Origin of the sequence: Mycobacterium pseudokansasii, assembly GCF_900566075.1 — a bacterium.
In the GTDB taxonomy this organism is placed as follows: domain Bacteria; phylum Actinomycetota; class Actinomycetes; order Mycobacteriales; family Mycobacteriaceae; genus Mycobacterium; species Mycobacterium pseudokansasii.
In genome coordinates this window covers 2,499,530-2,519,857 of the sequence record NZ_UPHU01000001.1, presented here as the reverse complement: position 1 = coordinate 2,519,857, position 20,328 = coordinate 2,499,530, and the positions used below count along the sequence as shown (strand labels likewise).

The 20,328-nt window shown below is 66.7% G+C and carries 16 protein-coding genes and 10 pseudogenes; 7 read left to right on the top strand and 19 right to left on the bottom strand.

The window, feature by feature from the left end; all coding sequences use genetic code 11:
• Positions 1-3 precede the first annotated feature (3 nt).
• The gene (locus EET10_RS11590; protein ID WP_036401262.1) at positions 4-1,209 is read left to right on the top strand and encodes a cytochrome P450 family protein; all 1,206 of its coding nucleotides are present in this window, start codon (positions 4-6) and stop codon (positions 1,207-1,209) included.
• Positions 1,210-1,548: 339 nt separating this feature from the next.
• Positions 1,549-1,902 (top strand): annotated as a pseudogene (locus tag EET10_RS32275) (class I SAM-dependent methyltransferase); the annotation flags it as partial.
• Positions 1,903-2,279: 377 nt separating this feature from the next.
• Here the strand turns inward: EET10_RS32275 and EET10_RS32270 are convergent.
• Positions 2,280-2,390: an integrase core domain-containing protein gene (locus EET10_RS32270; RefSeq protein WP_122447207.1), complete on the bottom strand. Its 111-nt coding sequence runs from the start codon at positions 2,388-2,390 to the stop codon at positions 2,280-2,282.
• 24 nt (positions 2,391-2,414) lie between these two features.
• Positions 2,415-2,810: an integrase catalytic domain-containing protein gene (locus EET10_RS11575; RefSeq protein WP_122502158.1), complete on the bottom strand. Its 396-nt coding sequence runs from the start codon at positions 2,808-2,810 to the stop codon at positions 2,415-2,417.
• Positions 2,811-3,311: 501 nt separating this feature from the next.
• Here EET10_RS11575 and EET10_RS11570 point away from each other — a divergent pair.
• Both EET10_RS11570 and EET10_RS11560 read left to right on the top strand, forming a co-directional pair.
• Entirely contained in the window at positions 3,312-3,764 is a 453-nt protein-coding gene (locus EET10_RS11570; RefSeq protein ID WP_063466529.1) for a YncE family protein, read from the top strand.
• A 94-nt stretch (positions 3,765-3,858) separates the two neighbouring features.
• Positions 3,859-4,065 (top strand): YncE family protein, encoded by a 207-nt coding sequence (locus EET10_RS11560; RefSeq protein WP_063466530.1) that lies wholly within the window; start codon positions 3,859-3,861, stop codon positions 4,063-4,065.
• Positions 4,066-4,243: 178 nt separating this feature from the next.
• Here EET10_RS11560 and EET10_RS30780 read toward each other — a convergent pair.
• The 4 genes and pseudogenes from EET10_RS30780 to EET10_RS11545 form a co-directional block, all read right to left on the bottom strand.
• Positions 4,244-4,342 (bottom strand): annotated as a pseudogene (locus EET10_RS30780) (hypothetical protein); the annotation flags it as partial.
• Positions 4,343-4,404: 62 nt separating this feature from the next.
• Positions 4,405-4,498: pseudogene (locus EET10_RS32260) on the bottom strand (hypothetical protein); the annotation flags it as partial.
• A gap of 225 nt (positions 4,499-4,723) precedes the next feature.
• A complete protein-coding gene (locus tag EET10_RS11550) occupies positions 4,724-5,605 on the bottom strand; it encodes a dihydrodipicolinate synthase family protein (RefSeq protein ID WP_122502157.1) in 882 nt (293 codons plus the stop codon).
• 51 nt (positions 5,606-5,656) lie between these two features.
• Positions 5,657-6,238: pseudogene (locus tag EET10_RS11545) on the bottom strand (aldolase); the annotation flags it as partial.
• An 18-nt stretch (positions 6,239-6,256) separates the two neighbouring features.
• On the opposite strand from EET10_RS11545, the pseudogene EET10_RS30185 reads away from it, so the two are divergent.
• Positions 6,257-6,619 (top strand): annotated as a pseudogene (locus tag EET10_RS30185) (cupin domain-containing protein); the annotation flags it as partial.
• Positions 6,620-6,788: 169 nt separating this feature from the next.
• Here EET10_RS30185 and EET10_RS11530 read toward each other — a convergent pair.
• The 4 genes and pseudogenes from EET10_RS11530 to EET10_RS11520 form a co-directional block, all read right to left on the bottom strand.
• Complete coding sequence (locus tag EET10_RS11530; protein WP_246013631.1) at positions 6,789-8,009, bottom strand: PPE family protein; 1,221 nt, start codon at positions 8,007-8,009, stop codon at positions 6,789-6,791.
• 30 nt (positions 8,010-8,039) lie between these two features.
• Entirely contained in the window at positions 8,040-8,456 is a 417-nt protein-coding gene (locus EET10_RS30775; RefSeq protein WP_244601917.1) for a PPE family protein, SVP subgroup, read from the bottom strand.
• Between the two features lie 63 nt (positions 8,457-8,519).
• Positions 8,520-8,815, bottom strand: a pseudogene (locus tag EET10_RS30770) (PE family protein); the annotation flags it as partial.
• A gap of 307 nt (positions 8,816-9,122) precedes the next feature.
• Positions 9,123-9,563 (bottom strand): hypothetical protein, encoded by a 441-nt coding sequence (locus EET10_RS11520; protein ID WP_036401271.1) that lies wholly within the window; start codon positions 9,561-9,563, stop codon positions 9,123-9,125.
• Between the two features lie 94 nt (positions 9,564-9,657).
• Here EET10_RS11520 and EET10_RS11515 point away from each other — a divergent pair, with 94 nt between their 5' ends.
• A complete protein-coding gene (locus EET10_RS11515; protein WP_036401274.1) occupies positions 9,658-10,503 on the top strand; it encodes a patatin-like phospholipase family protein in 846 nt (281 codons plus the stop codon).
• A 23-nt stretch (positions 10,504-10,526) separates the two neighbouring features.
• On the opposite strand, the pseudogene EET10_RS11510 reads toward EET10_RS11515, so the two are convergent.
• The 3 genes and pseudogenes from EET10_RS11510 to EET10_RS11500 all read right to left on the bottom strand — a co-directional run bounded on the left by EET10_RS11510 (position 10,527) and on the right by EET10_RS11500 (position 13,546).
• Positions 10,527-11,547: pseudogene (locus EET10_RS11510) on the bottom strand (Rv2578c family radical SAM protein).
• A gap of 65 nt (positions 11,548-11,612) precedes the next feature.
• Positions 11,613-12,875 (bottom strand): histidine--tRNA ligase, encoded by a 1,263-nt coding sequence (hisS, locus tag EET10_RS11505; protein WP_036401278.1) that lies wholly within the window; start codon positions 12,873-12,875, stop codon positions 11,613-11,615.
• On the bottom strand, positions 12,872-13,546 hold the full coding sequence (locus EET10_RS11500) for an MBL fold metallo-hydrolase (protein WP_036401280.1): 675 nt from the start codon (positions 13,544-13,546) through the stop codon (positions 12,872-12,874). Before EET10_RS11500 ends, hisS begins: the two co-directional genes overlap by 4 nt.
• Positions 13,547-13,655: 109 nt before the next feature.
• On the opposite strand from EET10_RS11500, the gene EET10_RS11495 reads away from it, so the two are divergent.
• Positions 13,656-14,555, top strand: coding sequence for a peptidylprolyl isomerase (locus tag EET10_RS11495; protein WP_063466261.1), 900 nt, complete (start codon positions 13,656-13,658; stop codon positions 14,553-14,555).
• A 233-nt stretch (positions 14,556-14,788) separates the two neighbouring features.
• Here the strand turns inward: EET10_RS11495 and EET10_RS11490 are convergent, their stop codons facing one another.
• From EET10_RS11490 to EET10_RS11475, 6 genes and pseudogenes are all read right to left on the bottom strand, one after another.
• Entirely contained in the window at positions 14,789-17,152 is a 2,364-nt protein-coding gene (locus tag EET10_RS11490) for a RelA/SpoT family protein (protein WP_036401283.1), read from the bottom strand.
• Between the two features lie 121 nt (positions 17,153-17,273).
• Entirely contained in the window at positions 17,274-17,645 is a 372-nt protein-coding gene (locus EET10_RS32255) for an integrase core domain-containing protein (protein ID WP_338093082.1), read from the bottom strand.
• A 116-nt stretch (positions 17,646-17,761) separates the two neighbouring features.
• A complete protein-coding gene (locus EET10_RS32250; protein WP_167480164.1) occupies positions 17,762-17,908 on the bottom strand; it encodes a hypothetical protein in 147 nt (48 codons plus the stop codon).
• A gap of 6 nt (positions 17,909-17,914) precedes the next feature.
• Positions 17,915-18,028, bottom strand: a pseudogene (locus tag EET10_RS32245) (hypothetical protein); the annotation flags it as partial.
• Positions 17,991-18,680 (bottom strand): annotated as a pseudogene (gene istB / locus EET10_RS11480) (IS21-like element helper ATPase IstB); the annotation flags it as partial. The pseudogenes EET10_RS32245 and istB, both read right to left, overlap by 38 nt.
• A pseudogene (locus tag EET10_RS11475) lies at positions 18,677-20,156 on the bottom strand (Mu transposase domain-containing protein). The pseudogenes EET10_RS11475 and istB, both read right to left, overlap by 4 nt.
• Positions 20,157-20,328 lie beyond the last annotated feature (172 nt).

The following is a 20,328-nucleotide window of genomic DNA, read 5'->3' as shown; positions in this document are numbered from 1 at the left end:
GGGTTGATCAGCCACCCCATCACGGTAGGCACGGCGGAGTTCAACGCCGACCAACACCGCTACTACGACTGGATGCGCCGCAATGCCCCGGTCTACCGGGGGCGGCTGGCCCTGCGGCCACCTGACCGGGACGTCTACTTCATCTCCCGTTACCAAGACTGCGTGGACGTGGTCACCGACCCGCGAATCCGGCGCGTCGTGGAGGGCGCCGAACACCTGCCGTTGCCCGAAGCCATCCGCATGCTCACCACCGGCACCATGGTGTATCAGGACGATCCCGCGCACCTGCGGCTGCGCAAACTGGTCAGCCGGCCGTTTACCCCACGCGCAATCGCACGCCTTGGCGATCGAGTACAGACCGTCACCCGTGTCGTGCTCGACGGGATTAAGGCAGGACAGCGGATCGACCTACAACGCGACTATGCGCTGCCGATCCCGACCACGGTGATCAGCGAGATGGTCGGCATACCCGCTCAGGATCGGTCCGCCTTCTACGATTACATCGACTCGCTGTTCGAGATGATGTTGGCCGGCGGCAGCGAAGGCGCAGCGCAGCGGATGGACGAGTTCGTCGACCATCTGCGGAATCTGGTCCAACAGCGCCGCGGCGACCCGGGGCAAGACATCATCACCGTGATGATTGAGGCCAGCGACAACGGCGACCGGCTATCGGACGACGAGATCATCGCGATGGCGTTCCTGCTCATCACCGGCGACTACCAAACCACCCCGAACGTGATCACCAACGGAATAGCCGCCCTGCTCACCCACCCCGAACAGCTAAGCCTGCTACAGCGACGACCCGATCTCATCGGCAGCGCCGTCGAAGAGGTCCTGCGTTATACCGGCACCGTGGGCAGCACCGAGGCGACCACGTTCGCCGCCGAGGACATCGTCGTGCACGGCGTCACCATTCCGCGCGGATCGATGGTGGTGCCGCTGCTGACGTCTGCCAACCGCGACCCCGCCGAGTTCGACGATCCCGACCGCTTCGATATCACCCGCAAGCCCAACAACCACCTGGCCTTCAGCCGAGGTAGTCACTTCTGTCTGGGCTCACATCTCGCGCGGATGGAGGCCCGCATCGCGATTGCCGGCTTGATCACCCGCTTCCCTGGTCTCACCCTGGCCGTCGCCCCGGAGGAGCTTCGTCTCGAACCGATCCCGCTGCTCAATCGATACGCCGAGCTACCCGTCATGCTGGGATAACACTCACCCGTCAGGCGACGCGCGCCGTGTCCCCCATCTGGGGGACACGTTTCTTACCCAGCGAGGGGATACACATTTGTCCAATATGTAACGAGAATCGGAGATGTTGATAGATACGAATCATTGATCAAGAAAGGAGATTGATCGTGTCCCACGAGCTCTTGTTCAATGCACACGAGACGCCCTACGCGTTGATCTCGTTCGTCGTCGACAACATCGTCGACTGACGGTGACCATCGGTTGGATCCACTAGCCGATAGGGCCAGCGGGAATTTGATCGGCAGGTCTGCATCATCCCCGCTGGCCCGGCGGCGCACGACAGGACAGCAGGTACATCGCATGCCCAGCAGCGGCGAACCGGGTTCCGGCGGCCCGATAACCTCCGACGGCAGCGTGGTCGAGATCTACCGCCGGGTGTCGGGGGACGCCGAGGTGCAGGTCATTGCCGCAATGCTCAACCCGGCAAGCTCGGTGTTGGACCTGGGATCCGGTGCCGGCCGAATCGCTAATCCGCTGTCCGAACTCGGCCATCAACTCACCGCGGTGGACGACTCCGCCGACATGCTTGCCCACGTCCGCCCCGGGCGAACGGTCCAAGCCCGCATCGAGCACCTGCGGCTTGCCGAGAAATTCGACGCCGTCCTGCTGGCCAGCAGCTTGATCAACTACCCGGGTCTCGAATTCCGCAGGCGCCTCCTGGCGACCATCGCCCACCACCTCAAGCCGGACGGCAAGGCCATCATCCAGTGGCGGCCATTGGAGTGGTTCGCACAGCGACCACCGGGCAGTTACCAGCGGTCCGATGGTCAGATGCTTCAGACGATGACGATCCTCGCCAACCACGACGGGACCGTCGTTGGCGAGTTCACCCTGGACTACGACGACAAAAGACTGACCCAATCGTTCGAAGCCCATCACGTGACAACCGACGAACTCAAAGCCTTGCTCAAAGAGGTGGGGATGGGACTAGACACCGCTGACCCGGACTCGTCGGAATGGCTGGTGGCGACACCACGAACGAAATAGTCCCCCATCGTCAGGGTCAGCGGTGCTCGATGCCAGCCGCTTGCTCACCCAGGGTGGCTGGCACAATGCGGCCGATTGCGGTCGAGACACGCCCGTCGTAGCCGATTGTTGAACGAATGGATATGACCGTTGTTCCACGGCGTCCCCGGCGGGATACAGCAGAGCCATCGTTGCGCAACTCAAGACTCTTGCAGCGCTTGACAAACCAACTCTGGTCCGTTGTCCATGCGCAGCAGCGGCGGAAGCCCGCCGGCCGCGGCGAACGCCTGCGCACTTCCCTCGATCAGGCGCTCCGCGGTGATCGAGCGCTGCAGCGCTTCGCCGGTATGCTGATCGAGCAACGACGCGATCTTGACGGACTTACCTTCGATGGTGGTGTCGAACTGGAAATCCATGGCCCACAACACCTTCGGAGCATTGGCAACCATTTCCGGCGCCGACGACACGCCAGCCCACTCGCGATGGCTGTGCACGCGCCGCCGCAGGCCCTCTTTCTGCCAGAGGCGGAGGTGTCGCACATGGTTGCGGCGGCGGAGGGCAAGCGCGAGCGTCGGGTCGCGACCGCCGGTCAGCATGCCGTTCGCGCGATTACCCCGCCGCGGTAGGGGCGGCCAGTCGCGGCAGCGGAAGCCGCTGGATCGATTCGGCGGCGTGGGCCCTAAACTGCTGATTCCGATGGCTTCGGGTTGACTCTCGTGCGCGGGCGGAATCTGATGACATCGATGACGGCGGAAACCTTTACCCGGCCGCAGGCCGCAGAAGAAGGGACGCTAGCTCATGGTGACGTGCGAGAACGGTCACCAAAACCCCGACGACTGCCGTTTCTGCGGTGAGTGCGGAGCCCCGATCGTGCCCGCTGTGGTTCTCTGCCCAGCGGGCCACTGACATCGGTGAACCAGCCTTTCTGTGAAGAGTGCGGTGCCCCGATCATCGGTGCGGCACCATCGGTCGCGGCCGGCATCATTTATGCGAACCTCCCTGAGTCCGGCATCGGGTCGTGGGCTCGGAAGGTGTGGGGGTCTTGGAAGAACGCCAAGGTCAGGCGCGTAGCCATCATTGCCGGGAGTCTCCTTGTTGTGGGCGCGCTTGCGGTGCTTGGGTTTTCGGTGATCAACTCCGGCCACGAGCGCGCCGGCACCACGACTACCGGACCGTCGAAGCCTGGGGCAGGACCGGGATCGACCGCGCCTGTCACGCACATGGTCACCGCAACCGTGGCCGTCGGATCTCTCCTCAACGGAGTAGCGGTCGATTCCGGTGCCCGCACCGTCTACGCCGTCACCCACACGGTCAGCGGCAGGGTGTCGGTGGTCGACGGAAAGACACACAAGGTCACGGCCACCGTGCCCGTCGGCGGCACTCCGGTCGGGGCAGCGGTGGATCCAGGCACCCACACCGTCTACGTCACCAACAACGATGACGACACGGTGTCGGTGATCGACGGGAATACGCACACCGTCACCGCCACCGTGCGCGTCGGCAGCGGCCCGTCCGGGGTGGCGGTGGATCCGGAAACCCACACCGTCTAGGTCACCAACAGCGGCGACGACACGGTGTCGGTAATCGGCGGGTCCACACACACTGTCATCGCCACCGTGTCCGTCGGAACGAAGCCGTGGGAGATTGCGGTGGATCCGGACCCACAGCGTCTATGTCACGAACTACGACAAGGACGCCACACTATGGGTAATCGACGGAAAGGCGCACACGGTCACGGCCACTGTGGCCGTCGGCACGTACCCGTGGGGGGTCGCCGTGGACCCAGACATCCACACCGTGTACGTCATGAGCTACCTCGACGGCACGATGTCGGTGATTGAGTCCAGATAGCCCGACGCCCCGACCTTGAACGGCGGCCCGCTGGCGGGGGCTTGCACGCACGCCGCTGCACGCCCTCGGATGGTTTGGCCGTGGGGGTCGGCTTGTTCGTCGATCATCTGGAAAGTTGCGGCCCAGCTGATGAACTCCTGGCAGGTCACCGAGCCGGCATGCCTCGGAAGTCGCGGCCCTACCCGATCCCGGTGCGCGCGATCACACTCGGGCGCGCCTGCACCACATGCGGATTAGCACCCCCGCGGCCCATCATCTCGCCTGGCATCCCCTTGGGCATCGACCCGCACCCGGCTACGCCGGCGACACCGCCGTAGCCGTCGTCGCCAACTCCGCCGCCTGCCCACCCAGCTGCGAGGCCAACCCCGCCAGCACCAGCAAAAATCCGCGCCGAATTGACCTCCGGTGGCAACCACGCAAACTCAGGAACCATTTCGACCTCGTCTCGGCGCGACATCTGCTGCCATCGTGCACCCGAACTGCCTAGCAACCGGCTGACCTCACCGTCGCCGCTAGCTCTAAATACCAACTGCGCCAACATGTTTGACATCACCAGCGGCGATCAGGTCAACAATGACTTCTGATAGTCCGCTGCGCACCGACCACCGGCGTAGAGTCGAAAGTCACCTCAGCTCAGGCGCCAAAGTCCTGACAAGCGTTACCCCCCGGCCAGCAAGTCCTGCAACTCGGCACGGCCCCGCTCGTCAAGCGGCAGCAACGCCGCTCGCGGATCGCCGACCGGGAAACCCATCAACTCCAGACCGGCCTTCACCGTGGTCGGCAGGCCGCCGGCGACGATGAACTGCAGCAGCGGCTTCAGGTCGTCGTAGAGCAGCTGGGCCTTCTCTAGGTCCTCGCGCCGCGCCGCATCGTAGAGGTCGATACAGGGCTGCGGCCGCAGGTTGGGGGCGGCCGTACACCATCCGGCCGCACCGGCCCGCAACGCGTCCAGCACCAGCGGGTTGCTGCCGTTGTAGAAAGGCAGCTGGCCGTCGCTGAGTTGGGCGATGCGGTGCATCCGGGACAGATCGCCGGTGGATTCCTTGACCATAGTGAGGTTTTCGATGTTGTCGAACATGGTGACCAGCAGCTCGGGGCTCATGTCGACGCCGCTGGTGGCCGGATTGTTGTAGGCCATGATCGGGATTCCGATCGCGTCGCCGATACTGCGGTAGTGCTGGGCGATCTCGCGTTCGGTGAGCTTCCAGTAGGACACCGGCAGGATCATCACCGCGTCGGCGCCGGCCCGCTCGGCGTACCGGGCACGCCGAATGGTCTTGGCAGTGGTCACATCCGAGATGCCGACAATCACCGGCAGCCGCCGATCGACGGCCGCAATGGTGGTGTCGACCACGGTGTCGAACTCCGACTCGTCAAGGTAGGCCAGCTCCCCGGTGCTACCCAGCGGGGCGATGGCGTGCACGCCGGAGCTGACCAGGCGGTCGACCAGAGCCGCGAGTCGGGTGGTGTCGATACCGCCGGTTGCGTCGGGCGCGAATGGCGTCACCGGGTAGGCGATGATCCCGTGGATCTTGGGCACGGCTGGTTGGGCCGCAGCGGGGCTCCTCCGATTCTGTTGGCGGATAACGAGTTAGCTACTCAGTGCATCCGGATGGCGCGCCAGGGCGCGGCGGGCATAGTAGCCGAAGTTGGCCCGGCTGCGCGCCGGTGTCAGCGTCCAGTCGTGCGCCTCTCGGGCCAGCTGCTCGGGCAGCTCGGCGATGGTTCCGGCGGCCATGGCGGCCAGCTGCAATTTGGCGGCACGCTCGATCAGCACCGCCAGCGAGCACGCCTCTTCGATGCTGGCCCCGGCCACCACCTGTCCGTGATGAGCCAGCAGCACGGCCTTCTTGGAACCCATTGCGGCGGTGATGATTTCGCCCTCCTCGTTGCCGACGGGAACGCCCGGCCAGTCGGCGAGAAATGCACAGTCGTCGTAGAGCGGCGTGGTGTCCATGTGCGACACGATCAGCGGAACCTTCAGCATCGACAACGCCGCCACGTGGAAGGCGTGGGTGTGCACGATGCAGTGCACGTCGGAACGCGCCCGATAGATCCAGCTGTGAAAACGGTTGGCGGGGTTGGCCATACCGCCTCCGTGCAGGACGTTGAGGTCCTCGTCGACGAGCAGCAGGTTGTCTTCGGTGATCTCGTCGAACCCCAGGCCCAGCCGCAGATCACCGCCCGCGCCGATGTCGGGCGGCTGTTCTCCGACGAGACGGCCCAAGAGAAGATCACCGTCGACCGGGCAAGCGACCGCGCCGGCCCGGTAGGGGGACGCTATCGGGCGCTGGCGTCGACGTTGCTGGGAAAGTCCATGTCGCCGTTCCTGGTTCGCCCTATCGGCGATGCCGCTGACGATCCCCATCCCGAGCACGCCGGCCAGGAGTTCGTGTTCGTACACACCGGCAGTGTCGAACTCGACTACGGCGACCAGACCATCACACTCGACACCGGCGACAGCGCCTACTTCGACGCGTCGGTCGGCCACACCTTGCGGGCGGTCGGCGACGAGCGCGCGGAGGTCGTCGTCGTCGCCCATTCCGGTCGCTGAAACCAGCTGCGCATTGCGGTTCGGCGATGCGGACGGGAGCCGCCGACACAGTGATTACGCTGCGGCGATCGACGCGGCGCTGTTAGCCTCGTCATATCCAGGAGTCGCAGCGAACGGAGGCGATATGTCCTACGAAAGCCTGTTCCACGAGGAAGAAGACCCGCGTTCGTCACGTTGGTTCACCGTCGACGAAATCTCGGACTGACAGCGGGTGTCGCAGCCCTTGGCGGGGGCGCACAACTCGCTTTACCCCAGCACCTGCGGGGGGATCACCTTGGGTTGGACTCGGTATCGCGGTCCCGTGCCATAGCCTCCCCGTCCGGCCCAGGCAACCGCAGGCATACCGGCGGGCAACGTTGTCACCCGCGTGCCCTCTCCCGCAAGAGATGGCCCAGCCCGAGCCGGTCAGCGTCGCGGCGGCATCGTCAGCCGGGACCGCGGCGGACCATCCGGCAGGCACCGACAACTTGCCGACCGAGGACGCCGAAGCCATACCCGCCAGCACCGGTCTTCCACCCGAACCCGCGGGGCTGGCCGTCGCCGCGACGACACCGGCGCCCATTCCCGCGGCGGAAGCCGCAGCGCCTGACGCCGGAACGGTGTTTCCGTTGAGGATCGAGGATGCGATGACGGCGAACATGTTCCACGCCACGGTGTCGAAGACCGCTTGCCCGATATTGATCACCAGATTGTTGTTGAAGAAATCGTCTAACGGGCTGGTCACCGACGAGACGGCCAGCGGCGCGGCAAGTGATTGCACCGCGCCGGGCAGGCTGGACACCAGCCCGCCAAACCCCGGCTGCGCGCTGCTTGCGGCGGCTTGAGACACCGCGGCGGCTTGAGCGCCCAGTCCGCCGGGATTGGTGGCCGGCGGTGGGGACGTCAACGGAGTCAGCACCCCGGCGCTCGCCGACGAACCGGCGTAGCCGTACATGGCGGCGGCGTCCTGGGCCCACATTTCGGCGTACTGCGCCTCGGTGGCCGCGATCGCCGGCGTGTTCTGTCCGAGAATGTTGGTGGCCACGAGAGCCGCCAGCCGCACCCGGTTGGCCGCAACGACCGGCGGCGGCACCGTCATCGCGAAGGCAGTTTCATATGCGGCCGCCGAGGCCATGGCGTGGGTAGCCGCATGCTGAAGTTGCCCGGCGGTGGCCTGCATCCACGCCACATAGGCCTCGGCCCCGGTGGCCATGGCCGCCGAAGACGGTCCGACCCACTGGTCGCCGGTCAGCTGGGAAATCACCGACTGGCAGATGCGGGCCGTGGTACCCAACTCTTCGGCCAGGTCGTTCCACGCCGCCGCGGCCCCCATCAGCGGTCCCGACCCGGCGCAGGTGTACATGCGGGTTGAGTTGATCTCCGGCGGCAATGCTGCGAAACCGAAAACCATTTGTGCGCTCCTGTCTGTGGGCCGGGTGTGCTAGGTGACTGTCGGCTTGGGAATCACCGTGGGCTTGGTGCCGTAGCGCGGCGTACCGAACCCGAGGCCCGCGCGCCCTGCCGTGCCGGCCGGCATGCCGGCGGTTACCGCCGCGTCGTGAGCAGCAGCGCTGGTCCAGCCGACGCCTGGGCCGGGGGCCGAACTCGCGGCCCGGCCGCCGGCGGTGGCCCAACTCGCGCCTGACCCGAACCGGCCAGCACCGGCGTCGCCGCGGTAGCCCGCGAGTCGGAAGCGGCGACAGTACCGGCGCCAGTCGAATGCTGGCCCGGCTCCACCTGGACCGAGGTCCGACGCGGCGGCGCTGAAGTTCTGCGCCCATCCGATAGGGGTTCCGATGGTGGCGCCCGACGACGACGACAAGCCGGAGCCACCGGTCAGCGCACTGAAAATGCCCAATGGCCCCGATGGGGACGATCCCGCCCCAGCCAGCCCGCCGAGGAGTCCCGGCAACGTTGTCGCACCGGCCGCGGTGCGGTTCGCGGCCTCGGTCTCCGCATACGACCGGCGCTGCTGCCCAGCGTGTTCACCAGCATCTGGTGAATCGCGGCGGCTTGTGCGCTGACCTGCTGGTACCAGGTGCCGTACGCGGCGAACTGTGCGGCCTGCAGGGCTGAGACCTCGTCCGCGGCCGCCGGTACAACACCCGTGGTGGGTGCCGCCGCCGCGGCATTCTGGGCGGCCATCGAGGAGCCGGCGATTTGTAGTGCGCCCGCGGCGGCCGTCAGCGCCGCGGGCCGGGTGGTCACGAAGGACATGTGCTACTCCGTGGAAAGCGAGCCGGCCCACCAGCCGGCGACGTGGTTGTGCCCTGGCTAAGCGCTAAGTACCCGCGCGGGTCGGCTTGACGCGCACACAGACCGTGGGAAGCGACAGGAGAAGGCGCCTACCCGGCATGCGACGTCTTGAGCGACAACACAAGTCGGCTGCTATGACGGGCAGCTGTGGGGCGGATTCGGCCGTCGGTGCGGCGGCCGCGGGATCAGGCCGCGTGCACCGGTTGCCGGTCCCATTCCAGTGGTTGGATCCATGCGGATCGGCGCGGCAGCGGCGCGCGCCAGCCGGTTACCAGGGTCGCGTCGAGCAGGTGACCCCGGTGGTCGCGTTCTGCGTCACCACCACCTGGCCGTCCACGGCGATCTCGCAGTGCAGCTGAGGAAGGCTCCCCGAGCCGCAGTCCGGCCAGTGACACCCGCCGCTGGCGCTGACGAACGCCCACTGGTTCGGGTTTGCCAATGTGGTGGTGTACACCAGTGGCTGGTCAGCGGTGAAGGTGGCCGGCACGGTGGTCAGGTACTGCGAGGAGTTTGCGTCGAAGGCGGACTGGCTGGGCGGGTCGCCGTTGATGTAGCGGACATTGCCGGTCAGATTGCCGGTGGCGGTCACCGTGTAGGTCACCTGATGGCCGGCTGGATCGGCGGCTGAGGCCGCGGCTGTGCTGATCGCCAACGCTCCGGCAACCACTACCGTCGCGACAGCGCTCGCCACCTTCCGCACGTTCGTCATGTCGAAAACGCTACCGGATTCGTTACCACGGTTGGGATTTGCGGTCTCAGCCGAAGGCTGAGCCGCGGCGGCACGAAGTCCTTAGTATCTATCTGTGACCACAGCGTTCGTGTTCTCCGGGGGCGCGAGCCTCGGCGCGATCCAGGTCGGGATGCTGCAGGCCTTGGCCGATGACGGCATCCGGCCGGACCTGATCATCGGCACCTCCGTCGGTGCGCTCAATGGCGCGTGGATCGCCGCCCGACCCGACGCCGCCGGTGTTCGCGCGCTGGCGGACGTGTGGCTGTCGCTGACCCGCAAGGCGGTATTCCCCACCCACCCGGTCGCCGGGCTGCTGGGCTTCCTCGGCCGCCGCCAGCACCTAGTCCCCAGCGCGGGGCTGCGGCGGATTCTGACCAGGGAACTCGGTTTCGCCAGGCTCGAGGATGCGCCGATTCCGTTCCACGTCGTGGCCACCGACGTGATCTCCGGCATCGACGTGCTGCTGTCATCCGGAGACGCCATCGACGCGATCGCCGCCAGTGCCGCCATCCCGGGCATCTTCCCGCCGGTCAACATCAACGGCCGCGACCTCATGGACGGCGGCGTGGTCAACAACACCCCGGTTTCGCACGCGATCACCCTGGGCGCCGACCAGGTCTGGGTGTTGCCTACCGGCTACTCGTGCGCCTTGCCCGCTGCACCGCCCTCGGCGATGACGATGGTCCTGCACGCAGTATCGCTTGCGGTCAACCATCGCCTCGCCCTCGACGTCGAGCGCTTCGAGCAGACCGCCGACCTGCGTGTCATCCGACCGCTGTGTCCGGTCTCCATTTCCGGAGCCGATTTCTCACAAGCGGCAACGCTCATCGAGCGGTCCCACGCCGCTACCCGCCAGTGGTTGGCGCAGCGACCCATTTCCACCGGCCAGGCCGCATTGCTGCAGCCGCACGTGCACTGACACCCCGGGCGTCGGGGCACCGGTCAGAACAGCGTCGGCTGAACGAGTTCGGGCAGCACCGCCGCTTCGGCCGCGGGCGACGACGGGCGGTGGTCACCGCCGAGCCGGTGCTTCGTTATCAGCGGTGCGGCCCGTTTTCGCAGCATCTCGCGGTAGCTCGGCGGCAGATAGGCGCCCCGGCGGTACAGCTCGCGGTACCTGCCGACCAACTCGGGATGTGCTTGGCCCAGCCACGACAGGAACCAACCGCGGGTCGAGCCGCGCAGGTGCAGCCCGAAAACCGTCACACCCGTGGCCCCCGCGGCCGCGATCTGGCCGAGCAGCCCGTCGAGGTGCTCGACGGAGTCGGTCAGCTGCGGCAACACCGGTGCGATCATCACATGGCAGCCCAGCCCCGCTTCGCGGATTGCGGTGATCAGCCCCAGCCGCGCCTGAGGTGTCGGGGTGCCGGGCTCGACGTCGCGGTGCAGCTGCGGGTCGGCGACCGCCAGCGACACCGCCACCGACACCGGGACCCGTCGGGCCGCCTCGGCCAGCTGCGGAAGGTCCCGTCGTAGCAATGTTCCCTTGGTCAGGATCGACAGCGGGGTGCCGGATTCGACAAGCGCCGCGACGATCCCGGGCATCAGCGCGTAACGGCCCTCGGCGCGCTGATACGGGTCGGTGTTGGTGCCCAGCGCAACGGTCTCGCGCTGCCATGACGGCCGGCGCAGTTCGCGGCGCAGAACCTCGACGACGTTCGTCTTGACCACCACCTGGGTGTCGAAGTCGGCACCGGGGTCGAAGTCGAGGTACTCGTGGGTGGGACGGGCGAAACAGTAGCGGCAGGCGTGCGAGCAGCCGCGGTAGCCGTTGACGGAACGGCAGCGCGGCCGCATTGGGCACGCGGTTCAGCGCGGACTTGCACAGCACCTCATGAAACGTCATGCCCTCGAATTGCGGCGAGCGAACGCTGCGGACGAAGCCGATGCGCTGCAGCCCCGGTAGCGCCCCGTCGTCGACCGACGCCCCATTGACCGCCACGCTCTGGCCCGCCCAGCGCATGACTCTATTCGAACAATAGTTCGACGTGAAGTCAAGCCGGAAGACGGCTGACGTCCGCCCAGAACCTACCGGCCCAACCGCGAAACGACCTCGGCCACGACCGAATCCGTCGGCACGGACAGCTGCTCTCCCGTCGCAAGGTCCTTCACCCCGATCGAGCCGGCCGCGACGTCACGGTCCCCGGCAACCAGCGCAAGACGGGCACCGGAACGATCGGCCGCGCGCATCGCACCCTTGAGCCCGCGGTCACCGTAGGCCAGGTCGGTCCGCACCCCGGCGGCCCGCAGCTGCGCGGCCAGCACTGCCAGTCGCAGCTTGGCCGGCTCGCTGAGCGGCACGCCGAAGACGTCGCAGCGGGTGGTCTCCCCCACGCTCCTGCCCTCGGCGCGTAGCGCCAGCACCGTCCGGTCCACGCCGAGCCCGAACCCGATACCCGAGAGGTCCTGCCCGCCTAGCTCGTGCATCAGCCCGTCGTAGCGGCCGCCGCCGCCGATGCCGGACTGCGCGCCCAATCCGTCGTGGACGAACTCGAACGTCGTCTTGGTGTAGTAATCCAGCCCGCGCACCATGCGCGGATTGATCACATAGGGCACCCCGAGCGCGTCCAGGTGCGACAGCACGGTGTCGAAGTGCTGCTTGGCAACGTCGGAGAGATGGTCGAGCAGCACCGGCGCGTCGGCGGTCATGGCGCGCACCGCCGGGCGTTTGTCGTCGAGCACCCGTAACGGGTTCAGCTGCGCGCGCCGCCGGGTCTCCTCGTCCAGGTCGAGCCCGAACAGGAACTCCTGCAATAGTTCTCGGTACTGTGGCCGGCAGGTCTCGTCGCCCAGCGAGGTGATTTCCAGGCGGAACTCCTGCAGACCCAGCTCGCGGAAGCCGGCGTCGGCCACGGCGATCACCTCGGCGTCCAGCGCCGGGTCGTCAACGCCGATCGCCTCGACACCGACCTGCTGCAGCTGGCGATACCGGCCGGCCTGCGGACGCTCGTAGCGGAAAAACGGCCCCGCGTAACACAGCTTCACCGGCAGCGCGCCGCGGTCCAGGCCGTGTTCGATCACGGCGCGCACCACCCCGGCGGTGCCCTCGGGCCGCAAGGTCACCGAGCGGTCGCCCCGGTCGGCGAAGGTGTACATCTCCTTGGACACCACGTCGGTGGACTCGCCCACACCGCGGGCGAACAGCGCGGTGTCCTCGAAGATCGGCAGTTCGATATGCCCGTAACCGGCCCGGCGGGCGGCGCTGAGCAGGCCGTCACGCACCGCGACGAACTGCGCCGAGTCCGGCGGAACGTAATCCGGTACCCCTTTGGGGGCCGAGAATTCGCTCACCGGCCCAGGCCTTCGAGGAACGGGTTGAAGCGCCGCTCAGCGCCGATGGTGGTGGAGTTGCCGTGGCCGGGCAGCACCACGGTCTTGTCGTCGAGCACCAGCAGCTTGTTGACGATGGAGCGCAGCAGGTCTCGGCCGCTGCCGCCGAATAGGTCCGAGCGGCCGATCGAGCGCTCGAACAGCGTGTCCCCGGTGAATACGACGTCGCGGTCGTCCTTGCTGGCCTGCAGCACCCGGAAGCACACCGATCCGCGGGTGTGCCCGGGCGTGTGGTCGACGTTGACCGAGACATTGCCCAGGTCGATCTTGTCGCCGTCGCGGTCCAGTTCGACGACCTGTTTGGGCTCCCGGAAAAACGCCCCGGCCACCAGCTGCGCCACCCGCGGCCCCAGCCCGTAGATCGGGTCGGTCAGCATGAACCGGTCCTCGGGGTGGATATAGGTGGGACAGCCGAAGGTGTCGGAGACCTTCTGGGCGGACCACATGTGGTCGATGTGGCCGTGGGTGATCAGCACCGCGGCGGGGGTCAGCCGGTTCTTGTCCAGGATGCGGCGCAGCGTGCCCAAGGCGCGCTGGCCCGGGTCCACGATGATCGCGTCAGTTCCGGGCCGCTCGGCCAGCACATAACAGTTGCACGCCAGCACCCCGGCCGGGAATCCGGTGATCAACACGGTTACCAGTTTCCCATCCCAGGCCGTAGGCACCGATGCGGGCCGCACGATGGCCCATGCAGCGCCCACCCGAGCCCGGTCATCAGGCCAGCATGGAAAGATATCGGCCGTGCCGACCAATCAGCAGCGACGTGCCACCGCCAAGCGCAAACTCGAGCGGCAGCTGGAGCGCCGCGCCAAGCAGGCCAAAAGGCGCCGCATCGCGACAATCGCCGGGGCTTCCGTTGTCGCGGTAGCCGTGGTGGCCGCGGTGGTGTACGTCGTCTTCGTCAACAAGGACGACCACAAGGGGACCACGTCGGCCAGCCCCAGCAGCTCCGCGCCCAACTCTCCCTCGGCGACCGGTCTGCCGCCGGTGCAGCTTGGCAACGCCCTGCCGATGCCGGCGTTCAAGCCCCCGGCCAACCTGGGCGCCAACTGCCAATACCCGCCCTCGCCCGACAAGGCCGCCAAAGAGGCCAAGCCGCCGCGCACCGGCAAAGTGCCCACCGAGCCGGCTCAGATCAGCGCGAGCATGGTGACCAGCCAGGGCAAGGTCGGCCTGATGCTGGCCAACAATGAGTCACCGTGCACGGTCAACAGCTTTGCCAGCCTGGCCCAGCAGGGCTTCTTCAAAGACACCAAATGCCATCGGCTGACCACGTCGCCGTCGCTGTCGGTGCTGCAGTGTGGTGATCCCAAGGGTGACGGCACCGGCGGGCCGGGCTATCAGTTCGCCAACGAGTATCCGACCAACCAGTACCCGCCGAACGACCCCAAACTCAAGGAGCCGGTGATCTATCCGCGGGGCACCCTGGCCATGGCCAACGCGGGACCCGACACCAACAGCAGCCAATTCTTCATGGTCTATCGCGACTCGGCGCTGCCCCCCGAGTACACGGTTTTCGGCACCATCCAGGCCGACGGACTGGCCACGCTGGACAAGATCGCCGAGGCAGGCGTCGCGGGCGGCGGCGAGGACGGCCCGCCCGCCGTCGACGTCGTCATCAAGTCGTTGCTGCTCGACTAGTTGCCGAGCAGACGCAAAGGCCCCCATTTCGCGGGCGAAATGGGGGCCTTTGCGTCTGCTCGCCAGGCCAGCCCCCACCCTGGCACATCTGCGACCCGCGGCTTGCCGAGACTGCGCTGATCGCTTGATCTTTGCACGATGTAGCACTCTGGACGCAGGTTCGGCGCCGCGAGCGCAGAATCGGCACTCGAATTGCGTTGCCGGTGCACGCTTCTGGCCTGGTCTGGCCTGGTCTAAGCCGCGGACGTCACGCGATAAACGTCGTAGACGCCTTCGACATTGCGCACGACGTTGAGCAGATGGCCGAGGTGCTTGGGATCGCCCATCTCGAAGGTGAACCGGCTGATGGCCACCCGGTCGCCGGAGGTCGTCACCGACGCGGACAGGATGTTCACCTTCTCGTCGGCGAGTACCCGGGTGATGTCCGACAGCAGCCGATGCCGGTCGAGTGCCTCGACCTGGATGGCGACCAGGAACACCGACGTCGGCGACGGCGCCCAGAGCACTTCGATGATGCGCTCGGCCTGCTGCTGCAACGACGTGGCATTGGTGCAGTCGGTGCGGTGCACGCTGACGCCGCCGCCGCGGGTGACGAACCCCATGATCTGGTCGCCCGGCACCGGCGTGCAGCACTTGGCCAGCTTGGTCAGCACACCCGGGGCGCCGGGCACCGACACCCCGACGTCGTCGCTGCTGCGCTGGCGGCGCGGCATCGTGGTGGGCGTGGACCGTTCGGCAAGCTCCTCCTCGGCCTGGTCGATACCGCCCAGCTCGGCCAGCAGCCGCTGCATGACATGCCGGGCCGACACATGGCCCTCACCGATCGCCGTGTAGAGCGCGGACACGTCCGCGTAGTGCAATTCGCGGGCAACGGCAGCCATAGATTCGCCATTGACCAAGCGCTGCAACGGAAGTCCGCCGCGACGCACCTCACGCGCCATCGCCTCTTTGCCGGTCTCCAGCGCCTCCTCACGCCGCTCTTTGGCGAACCACTGCCGGATCTTCGTCTTGGCGCGCGGCGACACCACGAACTGCTGCCAGTCCCGCGACGGCCCGGCATTGGGCGCCTTGGACGTGAAAACCTCGACCACTTCGCCGTTTTCCAGCTTGCGTTCCAGCGCCACCAGCCGGCCGTTGACCCGGGCGCCGATGCAACGGTGACCGACTTCGGTGTGCACCGCGTAGGCGAAGTCCACCGGTGTCGACCCGGTGGGCAAGGTGATCACATCTCCCTTCGGGGTGAACACGAAGATCTCTTGTACCGCAAGGTCGTAACGCAACGACTCCAGGAATTCGCCGGGGTCCGCGGCTTCCCGTTGCCAGTCGAGCAGTTGGCGCATCCAGGCCATGTCGTCGATCTCGGCGGCGGCATGCGGATGCGGAACACCGTTGCGGCCCTTGGCCTCCTTGTACCGCCAGTGTGCGGCAATACCGTATTCGGCGGTGCGGTGCATGTCGCGGGTGCGGATCTGCACCTCCAGCGGCTTACCCTCGGGCCCGACGACGGTGGTGTGCAACGACTGGTACACGCCGTAGCGCGGCTGGGCGATGTAGTCCTTGAACCGTCCCGCCATCGGCTGCCACAACGAATGCACCACGCCCACAGCGGCATAGCAGTCGCGGATCTCGTCGCACAGGATGCGGATGCCGACCAGATCGTGGATGTCGTCGAAGTCGCGGCCCTTGACGATCATCTTCTGATAGATCGACCAGTAGTGCTTGGGTCGGCCCTCCACCGTCGCCTTGATCTTCGACGCGCCCAGAGTATTGATGATCTCGGTGCGGACCTTGGCCAGGTAGGTGTCCCGCGAGGGTGCGCGGCCGGCGACCAATCGCACGATCTCCTCGTACTTCTTGGGGTGCAGGATCGCGAACGACAGGTCTTCCAGCTCCCACTTGACGCTGGCCATGCCCAGCCGATGCGCCAGGGGCGCAATGACTTCCAACGTTTCGCGGGCCTTGCGGGCCTGCTTCTCCGGCGGCAGGAAGCGCATCGTGCGCATGTTGTGCAGCCGGTCGGCCACCTTGATCACCAGCACCCGCGGATCGCGAGCCATCGCGATGATCATCTTGCGGATCGTTTCGCCTTCGGCGGCGCTGCCGAGTACCACGCGGTCCAGCTTGGTCACCCCGTCGACGAGATGACCCACCTCTTCGCCGAAATCCTCGCTCAAAGCCTCGAGTGTGTAACCGGTGTCCTCGACGGTGTCATGCAGCAGTGCGGCCACCAGGGTGGTGGTGTCCATGCCCAGCTCGGCGAGAATGTTGGCGACGGCCAGCGGGTGGGTGATGTAGGGATCTCCGGAGTGCCGGAACTGGCCGGCGTGCCGTTGATCGGCGACCTCGTAGGCTCGCTGCAATATCGACAGGTCGGCCTTGGGGTAGATCTCCCGGTGCACCGCCACCAGCGGCTCGAGCACCGGGTTGATGGCGCCGCTGCGAGCGGTCATCCGGCGCGCCAGCCGGGCGCGGACCCGGCGAGACGCGCTGCTGCTGGACTTGAGAGTCTCGACGGGCGACGGCTCGGGCGTTTCGACGACCGGCGGCGCTTCGATCGGCGACGCAAGAGCTTGCGTTGTGGTTGGGTCATCCGTCACAGTCGTCACCTCCGACCTTGAGGATATCTCCTGAATCGTGGTATTCGGCCTGGCCTCGGGCGGCGAAGGCGCCGACCGGCGTAACGGGGCCTGGGCTTGACCCCGTTTGGTGGACACGGGGTCAGGCGGCTTGTGCCGTCTGAGTGAGTCGGTCTTCGGACTCGACCGGCCTCATCATAGCGAGGGACGAGTGGCGTCGGCGTCGGTGATAGACCCGCTCGATCCAATCGGTCACGGCGGTCTTGGCGGCTGATTTGGTCGGCCACTGGTATCGGTCGTAGAACTCGACTTTCAGTGTGGCCCAAAACGATTCCTGCTGGGCATTGTCCCAACATACCGCGGTGCGGCCAACCGAACGGGCCAGATTGTGCTCTTGGGCGAACCGGGCGAGCTGCGCGGAGGTGTATTGCCAGCCGCGATCGGCGTGCAAGACCACCTGCTCGGCCAGTTCGCCACGCATTGCCACGGCCATCTCAACGGCGGCCTGGACCAGATCGGTGTGCAGTTAGTCGTCGATGGCCCAGCCGATCACTCGGCGGCTGGGCCATCACGCACCGCGCACAGATACAACCAGCCCTCACCGGTGCCCAGATAGGTGATGTCGCTGGTTTACACGCGATTCAGCTGGCCGGTGTCAAAACGACGGCCTACCAGGTCTTTGGGTACCGCGGCATCCAGGTCGACGACCGTGGTGGCCGGCGCGAATCGGCGGGGACTGATCCCGGCCAGGCTCTGGCGGCGCAGCGATGCCGCCACCGTTTTGCGTGAAACCGGCTCACCGTAATCGCGCAGGTCGGCCAGGATGCGCGGGGCCTCATAGACACCGTCGGAGTCCGCGTGTGGTGTGTTCGGGCAGGAACCGTCCCCATTGCTCAAAGGGCCAGTGAGAGCCAACCGCCAGTGAGCGGCGTTCGTAGGCGGCGGACACGAGCCGGAACAGCAGTTGGGTGCCGGTGTCATCGAGCGGGGCGAACCCAATCTCGTCGATGATCAGCAGGTCGGCGCGGAGCAGGGTATCGATGATCTTGCCGACGGTGTTGTCGGCCAGGCCGCGGTAGAGGGTGTCGACGAGGTCGGCGGCGGTGAGGTAACGCACTTTGTGACCGGCATGCACCGCGGCGTGACCTAGGCTGATCAGGACGTGGCTCTTGCCAGTACCCGGCGAACCGATAATGGTCAGATTATGTTGTGCCCTAATCCATTCCAGGATAGCCAGGTAGTCAATTGTTGCTTGGGGGATGGACGAGGCCGACACGTCGAAGCCTTCGATCGTTTTGATGACGGGGAACGCGGCGGCTTTGAGCCGGTTGGCGGTGTTGGAGGCATCGCGGGCGGCGATCTCGGCCTCGACGAGGGTGCGCAGCACCTCTTCCGGGGTCCAGCGCTGCGTCTTGGCGGTCAACAGCACTTCGGGCGCGGTGCGGCGCACCGTCGCGAGCTTGAGCCGCCGCAACCCCGCATCCAGATCCGCAGCTAAAGGCGAGACCGTCTTGGGGGCAACGGTTTTCGTTCCGGTTGTGGTTGTCACGATGCGCTCCCGTCATCAGTGGCCGCGATTTTGTAGGCGTCCAGGGATCGGGTCGGTGCGGTGGGCAGGTCTAGCACCAGCGCATCCCCGGCCGGGCAGGGCTGCGGCGCGGCGGTGCCGGCAGCCAGGATGGAACGCACATCGGCCGCACGGAACCGCCCGAAGGCCACCGCCCGCCGCAACGCCGCCACCAACTTGTCTTGGCCGTGGGCGGCACCGAGTCCGAGCAGGATCCCCAACTCCGCACCCAGGCGGGTGTTGCCGATCGCGGCGGCCCCGACCAGAAACGCTTCGGCATCTTCACCTAAAGCGCAGAACTGTTGCTCCACTGTGGTTTTCGGGCGCGGACCATGAGTGGGCATGGGCCTGGGGCCTTCGTAGTGCTCGTCGAGGATCGATGTCTCCCCAGGAGCGATTAGCTCATGCTCGGCCACGATCGCCCCGGTGCCCGGCTCCACTACGACTAGCGCCCCGTGGTCGATCACGATGGCAACGGTGGCCCCGATCAGCCGGGTGGGCACCGAGCACCGGGCCGAGCCGTAGCGGACACACGAGAGCCGGTCCACCTTGCGGGTCACCGACACCGCGCCGATCTCGAGGCGCAAGGACGGCAGCGGCGCCAACAGCTTCCGCTCGACCGCCAGGCGCGCATCGGGCACCGCGGCGATCTCCGAGTGCACCGCGGCGTTGACCTCCACACACCACGTGACCGCGGCCGCGTTGGCCGCCGCGATGCTCACCGACACACCCGACACCGCCGCCTCGGTGAGCAGCGGCACCACCAGGTCGGACTGGGCGTAGCCGCACAGGTGCTCCACAATGCCCTTCGACTGCGGATCAGCCGCCTCACACCAATCCGGGTAATGCGTTGCGAACCGGACATACTGGGCGGTGGGCACCACCACGTTGGCGACCACCCCACCCTTCAAACAGCCCATCCGATCGGCTAACGGCGCCCCACCGATCACGGCCAGCCCCTCAGCGATCATCGCCAGCGTCGTCGACGCTTTCTGATCGGTGGCGAACCGCACAAACCGCCACCGCGAGAACGCCAGCACCGCGGAGAACACGAACAACCCCGGCGCGGCCTCGGCCCAATCGATCACCAGATACTCACCCGGCGACCACACCCCGGACGACGACCACGGTTATCGTTGCGCCACAACGCTTTCTCCGCAGCAACCAACCGGCGGAAGTTGCGCGGTGATCCCGCATAGCCGGCCGCTCGCGCGATCGGCAACAACCGCTTGGCCGAGATCCGGCCCCGCGATTTAGCCACCCGCTCGGCGACCACGTCGCGCACCGCATCGAAATTGTGCGGCCGCGGCTCGCGCTGCGGCGGCCCACCGGCCTCAGCGCGCTCGACCGCGCGCTTGAGCGTCTGATGGTGGTGCCGCACAAGTCGGCGGCCCCGCGATAGGTTCCCAGCTCCCGATAGCTCGAGATGATGTTCATTTGCTCCCTCGCAGACTTCAATTGGAACTCCCTGGGTGGTGCAGGTGACTGTTGGCGCAATCACCGTCACCGCCCAGGCCACGAGCTCCCCGGACCGACACGAACACGCAAGGAAGTGGGGACTTCTACCTGGCCACCAATGGGGACATCCATCTGGCCATCAGTGGGGACCTACAGCTGGCCACCAATGGGG